Below are 6,625 nucleotides of genomic sequence, written 5' to 3'. Positions count from 1 at the left end.
CTGTCATAACTTTTGTTGGTTAACCCAAAGATAGCTTAAGAAACCCGGTTTCTGTCATAACTTTTGTTGGTTAACCCAAAGATAGCTTAAGAAACCCGGTTTCTGTCATAACTTTTGTTGGTTAACCGAAAGATAGCTTAAGAAACCCGGTTTCTGTCATAACTTTTGTTGGTTAACCGAAAGATAGCTTAAGAAACCCGGTTTCTGTCATAACTTTTGTTGGTTAACCGAAAGATAGCTTAAGAAACCGGGTTTCTGTCATAACTTTTGTTTCTTAACCGAAAGATAGCTTAAGAAACCCGGTTTCTGATTATTTCTTGATTCTGACCTCAGTTTAAGGAATAAAACTAAAAGGGGAGGTTGAGAAACTCAGTTTTTTGATTGTGACGAAACTTTTGGAACTGTTTTAAGTTTGCTTAGTCCTATTTTTTAGGGTACATTATAACAATTGCCAAAACTTAGGATATAGACGCTTGACGGGTACGAGTGGGGAACCTTGCCCCTAGGACTGTTAACTGTCTGTTCTCCACACCTTTCTTTTTCTCGTGTTTCCTACTATCAATATTATTTCTGAGTGAGGAGTCCAATATGACCGCCAGAGTCAACACTCAATTTTTATCTCAATCTTTTATCGCTACTGGTATTAGCCTAGCCACTTTATTCTTATTAGGACAACCCTTGAAGGCACAAACGCCTATTTCATCGGAAACGGTCAGTTCTGCGTCTTCTACGGTTGTTCCTATCCTTCCCGCTCAAAACCTCAACCCGGATGTTCCCCCCTTAGATGACCCGGGTTTATTTTTGCCCTCCTTAGAACAGCCAAGACGTCTAGTTTTGCGGTTGGGCCAACGTCGGGTTTATCTGTATCAAGGAGAACAAGTCGTTACCAGTTATCCCGTTGCTGTGGGTAAAGAAGGATGGGAAACGCCGACGGGGAATTTTAAAGTCATGCAAAAGATTGAAAATCCCGTTTGGCAAGACCCCTGGACAGGAGAAGTTCGTTCTCCAGGGCCTAATAGTGCGTTAGGATTGCGTTGGATTGGGTTCTGGACAGATGGAAAAGATGTGATTGGATTTCATGGAACCCCGACAATCAATTCAATTGGACAAGCCGCGTCTCACGGTTGTGTACGGATGCGGAATGAGGATGTTGTGGCTTTATTTGAGCAGGTGGAAGTCGGGACTCCCGTTATTGTTGAACCTTAATCTAATTTAGGTGTTATCGAGATTTTGAGGAATCAAATTGAGTTCAAACTCATCTGATTCCTTTTTTGATTGTCTCAAAAGACATCAAAGATCTGATAAGCTAAGGCGTATTAAGGTTATTTGAAAATTAATGCTCACCCAAGGGGAGGAATGATGGCGCGGAAACGTCTTTCCGATATGGTACGGCAAGAAACTGAAAAAAGTGCAACGGCTGAAGTGGAAGTTGTCGTCGATGAAAGTGGGGTTGGAGTTCAATCAACTGCCTCACCCACAGAATTTGAGGCTCAACCCGACTTATTAGAGAAAATTGTTGAGTTGAAAACAGATTTAGAAACGGCTCAAAAACAAGAACGTTCCCTTCAAGAAAAAGTTTTAAAATTACAAGCTGAATTAGATGATAAAAATCAATTTATTGACCGCATGAAAACCGAAATTCAAGAGGCAGATTTAAAAGGAAAATTACAAAAAGCGCAAGAGGCTGCGTTACAATTATCCGAGGCAAATTCTAAATTAATTGATGAATTAAAAAACCTTAAAGAAGAGAATGAATCTTTAAAACAAGCTTTACAACCGAAAGCGCAACCACCACAATCTAAAGCCATTGTCAAACCCAAGGCTCAAATCATCCCTCGTCCCTATTCTTCCCCCTCTCAACCTGTTTCTAATGATGATTTTTCCAGTAGCACTTGGTTGCTGTAGAGACTAATATAAAAGGGCGAGGAAACCTCGCCCCTACATTAGATAATAATTTTAAGGGTGAGGAAACCTCGCCCCTATGTTAGTCAATCGGTTAATTTCTAAGCGGGATTCGCTTGCAAACGTTGCTCTAATAAACGGCGAATCGATGCTTTTTCAATAAATCCCACTAACACCCCATTGCGAACAACGGGTAATTCATTTAATTGTTGTTGTTCCAAAACATTCACCACATCTAAGAGGGGTTGTTTGGCATCAACAGTTGTTGAAAATTCCACAGGTTGCATCACTTCTTGAACTTGAATTAACGGCCATTGAGAGGTGGGAATTGGTTTCAGGTCATCCCCACTAATTTGACCGACTAATTCCCCCGCTTCATTGGTGACTAAAAATTGACGGGTTGCGGTTTTTCCAATAATATAATCGTTGACAAAGGTTCGTAAAGAAAGAGTTTGAGGAACAATCGGATTTTCATCAACTAGGGCATCCTCTGCGGTAAATTGAGATAATTGATTGCGGAGGGTGGCATCTTTGGCTAAAATTCCGGCATTACTTAACAGGAACCAACCGATTAAGATTGTCCAGAAATTAATCGAACCTCCGGCAAATAGAGGTAAAAATCCTAATAAAATTGCTAACCAACCAAATCCTTGACCGACGCGACTAGCAAATACAATGCCTTTAAATTGATTACCTGTAATTTTCCAGATGAGTGCTTTGAGAATATTGCCACCATCGAGGGGTAAACCGGGAATTAAGTTAAAGATAGCTAAGGCTAAATTAACATAAGCCAAGAGATTAATTAAGGCTGTTAATGGGGCTGCTAAGGTCAAATAAGAACCCATCAAAGTTAACCCAACAAACAGGAATAAACTCACTAACGGCCCTGCAATGGCAATCCAAAAAGCCCCAGCAGGTGTTTTTGCTTCTTGGTCTAAACTGGCTAATCCACCAAACAAAAATAAGCTAATTGATTTAACGTTAATTCCTTGTTTGATGGCGACAACACTATGTCCTAATTCATGGGCTAAAACAGAAGCAAATAACAGTAACGCAGCAATTAATCCTAATAGAAATGGCAGTCCTAAACCCAATTGGGGAAATTGGGCTGCTAAACTTCCGCCATAACTTAAGGTCATTAATGCCAGAACAATAAACCAGGAAACGTTAATATAAAAAGGGATTCCGAATAAATTACCGACGCGAATAGAGCCATTCATGTTGGCTACCTCTCAACTCATCCAAAAGCTAATTTAACTTCTGGCTGTTCATAACCCTATCGTAACGAATTGTAAAAAAACTGAGCAATCCGCCCCAGGTTGTAAATACTAGACGATTGAGTACGGTTTTCCGCTTTGTCTTAGAAACCCGGTTTCTGTTCTAGTTCAGGGGATAACATCAAAATTAGAGTTAAGAAACCGGGTTTCTGTTCTAGTTCAGGGGATAACATCAAAATTAGAGTTAAGAAACCCGGTTTCTGTTCTAGTTCAGGGGATAACATCAAAATTAGAGTTAAGAAACCCGGTTTCTGCGGTTAACTTTAAACTTGATAATAAGAACGATACCACTCTACAAACCGTTGCACTCCGACTTCAATGGAAGTATTGGGTTGAAAGTTTACATCTTGAATTAAAGCATCAACATCAGCATAGGTCATGGGCACATCTCCGGGTTGAATGGGCATAAAGTTTTTAATGGCAGTTTTGCCTAATGCTGTTTCTAATACTTCAATTAAATGCAACAATTCAACGGGTTGATTATTACCAATATTATACACTTTATAGGGGGCTGTTGTCTGGGGATTTTCACCCGGTTGAGGAATTCTATCTAAGGTACGAATGACACCTTCGACAATATCATCAATATAGGTAAAATCCCGTTGCATTTTGCCATAATTAAATACATCAATGGGTTTATCTTCGAGAATAGCTTTGGTAAAAATAAACATCGCCATATCAGGACGACCCCAAGGGCCATAAACAGTAAAAAATCGTAATCCCGTTGAGGGAATATTGTATAAATGGCTATAACTATGGGCGATTAATTCATTAGCTTTTTTGGTTGCTGCATATAAACTAACGGGATAATCTACGTTATCTTCAACGGAAAAGGGAATTTTCTTATTTTCCCCATAAACGGAACTGGAAGAGGCATAAACTAAATGTTGAATTTGGGAATGGCGACATCCTTCTAAAATATTCAAAAAACCCACTAAATTACTATCGAGATAAGCATAGGGATTTTTTAAAGAATATCGTACCCCAGCTTGGGCGGCAAGATGAGCGACTCGTTGAAAATTTCCCTCTGCAAATAACTGATTCATTCCCTCTCGGTCGGCTAAATCTAGTTTTTTAAAAGTAAATCCTTCCCGATTTTTTAATAGGTCTAAACGGGCGTGTTTCAGAGAGATATCATAATAATCATTAATATTATCAATTCCGATAACAGTATCTCCTCGGTCTAATAACCGTTGACACAGATGAAATCCAATAAACCCAGCCGCACCAGTGACTAATAAATTTGCCATTTTTTTATAAACTCCAGTAGTGGATATAAGAGGGTATTAAATTAGGGTTAAGAACAGATTTGACATCCATCAAAACACCTTGATTTCCTAAACATCCTAATAGTTGTTCTAAAGGAAGGTCAAGGTACGTTTGATGGGGAACCGCGAGAATCATTGCATCTAGGTTCAATAAATCTGACCACTGTACTAATGTCATAGCATATTCTTGTTGAGTGGCAACAGGGTCAGCGAAGGGGTCATGAATTAACGGTTGAATTCCAAATTGATTCAGTTCCGCTACAATATCAGGAACACGGCTATTGCGTAAATCAGGTACGTTTTCTTTAAAGGTTAATCCTAAAATTCCGACTTTTGCATTAGGAATGGAACAATTGGCTTGAATTAACAGTTTAACCAAGCGTTGAGCTAAATAAGTCCCCATGCTATCATTAATCCGTCTTCCTGCTAAAATAACTTGGGGATGATAGCCCATTTCTTCTGCTTTTGCTGTTAAATAATAAGGGTCAACGCCAATACAATGACCGCCTACTAATCCAGGGGTAAAAGGTAAAAAATTCCATTTGGTTTTAGCTGCATTTAATACATCTTGGGTACGGATATTTAAGTGATCAAAAATGATAGCCAATTCATTCATTAAAGCAATATTTAAGTCCCGTTGAATATTTTCTATTACTTTCGCTGATTCTGCGACTTTAATTGAAGGTGCACGATAAACCCCGGCTTGAATAATTTTGCTATAAACTTCAGCAATACTATTTAAGGTGGGTTCATCTTCTCCCGAAACCACTTTCACAATTTTTTCTAAGGTATGGGATTTATCCCCAGGATTAATTCGTTCTGGAGAATAGCCTAATTTAAAATCAATATTTTGTTTTAAACCGGAAGTTTCTGATAATATTTTACCACAAATCTCTTCTGTCACCCCTGGATAAACCGTTGATTCATAAACAATAATATCTCCGGGTTTAATCACTTTTCCTAAGAGTTCTGAGGCTTTAATTAAGGGTGTTAAATTAGGTTGATTATTCTTATCAACGGGGGTGGGAACTGCTACAATATAAAAGTTACAGTCTTTTAAATCCTGAAGAGATGCTGTAAAGTTTAAAGGTGAATTTTTTAACCTTTCATTGTCAATTTCTCCGGTAATATCAATCCCTTGTTTTAAAGCTTCTACTCGTTCTAGTTTAATATCAAATCCAACGGTTTCGGGGAAAACTTCAGCAAAGGCAATAGCAACGGGTAAACCGACATATCCTAAACCAAGAACAGCAATGCGATAGGAATGAGAATACATTATTATTTTAAAGATAAAAGATTAGGGGATTATGATATTGAATAAGAAGTAATCACGTCACCCGCCGTCTTAAAAGTATACCCTAATTGTTGTAACCAATATAGTAAACGATTTAGGGTTTTTAAGGCTGAACCTTGTTGACGAGTATACCATAATTTTGCTCCCCAGGGAATTGATAAATCTTCGACAGAATAGGCAGGAATAAAATCAAAGGGGTGCATATAAACTTGAACAATAGGCGGAAGGGGAGAAACAGAGGATAACAGTTGAATTAAGGATAATTGAAATAAATCAATCCATAATAACCCCATTGGTAAGGGAATTAAGGGTAAACTATTAACGGGGATTTCCCAAATATTATCTTGTAAATAGGGTTCAATGGGAACATTTTGATTATTAAACCGAGAGGGCATTTTTCCGGCAAATACGGAGGAATCATATTCATAATTAGTTTGTTTTAAATAGTGATATAATCCTTGAGGAATTCGAGCTTGGGGCGCACGAAACCCTCTAATTTTTTGACCTGTATAATCTTCTAAAATCGCTTTTGATTTCGTTAATTCTTCGATAATTTCATCCTTTGATAATTCAGGCATTTTTCGATGGGTAAAGCCATGAGAACCGATTTCAAAGCCTTTTTGAATCGAAATATTAATTTCTTGTTGAATATAGGGAACAATTTCTCCATTAATAAATAAGGTCGCCGGACATTGATATTGATTTAAAATCTCAAAAATCTGGGGTAAACCTACTTTAACTCCTCGAATTGTTTCAGCAGAAGCGGGAAGTCTACCCCCCCAGTCCGTTTCAACATCAATAGAAATAATCGCTGTTTTAGATAAGTTTTGATTCATGATTTTATTCTCTTAACTCTTTAAGGGCGGGAGAACCCCGCCCCTACG

At 38.2% G+C, this 6,625-nt stretch carries 6 protein-coding genes; 2 read left to right on the top strand and 4 right to left on the bottom strand.

Going from position 1 to position 6,625, the window contains the following annotated elements; genetic code table 11:
• Positions 1–588: 588 nt before the first annotated feature.
• The gene (locus IQ236_RS15440) at positions 589–1,206 is read left to right on the top strand and encodes a L,D-transpeptidase (protein WP_193870062.1); all 618 of its coding nucleotides are present in this window, start codon (positions 589–591) and stop codon (positions 1,204–1,206) included.
• A gap of 150 nt (positions 1,207–1,356) precedes the next feature.
• A complete protein-coding gene (locus IQ236_RS15435; RefSeq protein ID WP_193870060.1) occupies positions 1,357–1,905 on the top strand; it encodes a hypothetical protein in 549 nt (182 codons plus the stop codon).
• A gap of 98 nt (positions 1,906–2,003) precedes the next feature.
• Here the strand turns inward: IQ236_RS15435 and IQ236_RS15430 are convergent, their stop codons facing one another.
• From IQ236_RS15430 to IQ236_RS15415, 4 genes are all read right to left on the bottom strand, one after another.
• The gene (locus IQ236_RS15430) at positions 2,004–3,122 is read right to left on the bottom strand and encodes a site-2 protease family protein (RefSeq protein WP_193870058.1); all 1,119 of its coding nucleotides are present in this window, start codon (positions 3,120–3,122) and stop codon (positions 2,004–2,006) included.
• A 320-nt stretch (positions 3,123–3,442) separates the two neighbouring features.
• The gene (locus tag IQ236_RS15425) at positions 3,443–4,429 is read right to left on the bottom strand and encodes an NAD-dependent epimerase (RefSeq protein WP_193870056.1); all 987 of its coding nucleotides are present in this window, start codon (positions 4,427–4,429) and stop codon (positions 3,443–3,445) included.
• Between the two features lie 4 nt (positions 4,430–4,433).
• A complete protein-coding gene (locus IQ236_RS15420; RefSeq protein WP_193870055.1) occupies positions 4,434–5,723 on the bottom strand; it encodes a nucleotide sugar dehydrogenase in 1,290 nt (429 codons plus the stop codon).
• Between the two features lie 29 nt (positions 5,724–5,752).
• On the bottom strand, positions 5,753–6,577 hold the full coding sequence (locus tag IQ236_RS15415) for a polysaccharide deacetylase family protein (RefSeq protein WP_193870054.1): 825 nt from the start codon (positions 6,575–6,577) through the stop codon (positions 5,753–5,755).
• Positions 6,578–6,625: the final 48 nt, after the last annotated feature.

Source organism: Planktothrix mougeotii LEGE 06226, from assembly GCF_015207485.1.
In the GTDB taxonomy this organism is placed as follows: domain Bacteria; phylum Cyanobacteriota; class Cyanobacteriia; order Cyanobacteriales; family Microcoleaceae; genus Planktothrix.
Note: the sequence above shows the minus strand (reverse complement) of the source record. Positions and strands in the feature narration are given on the sequence as shown.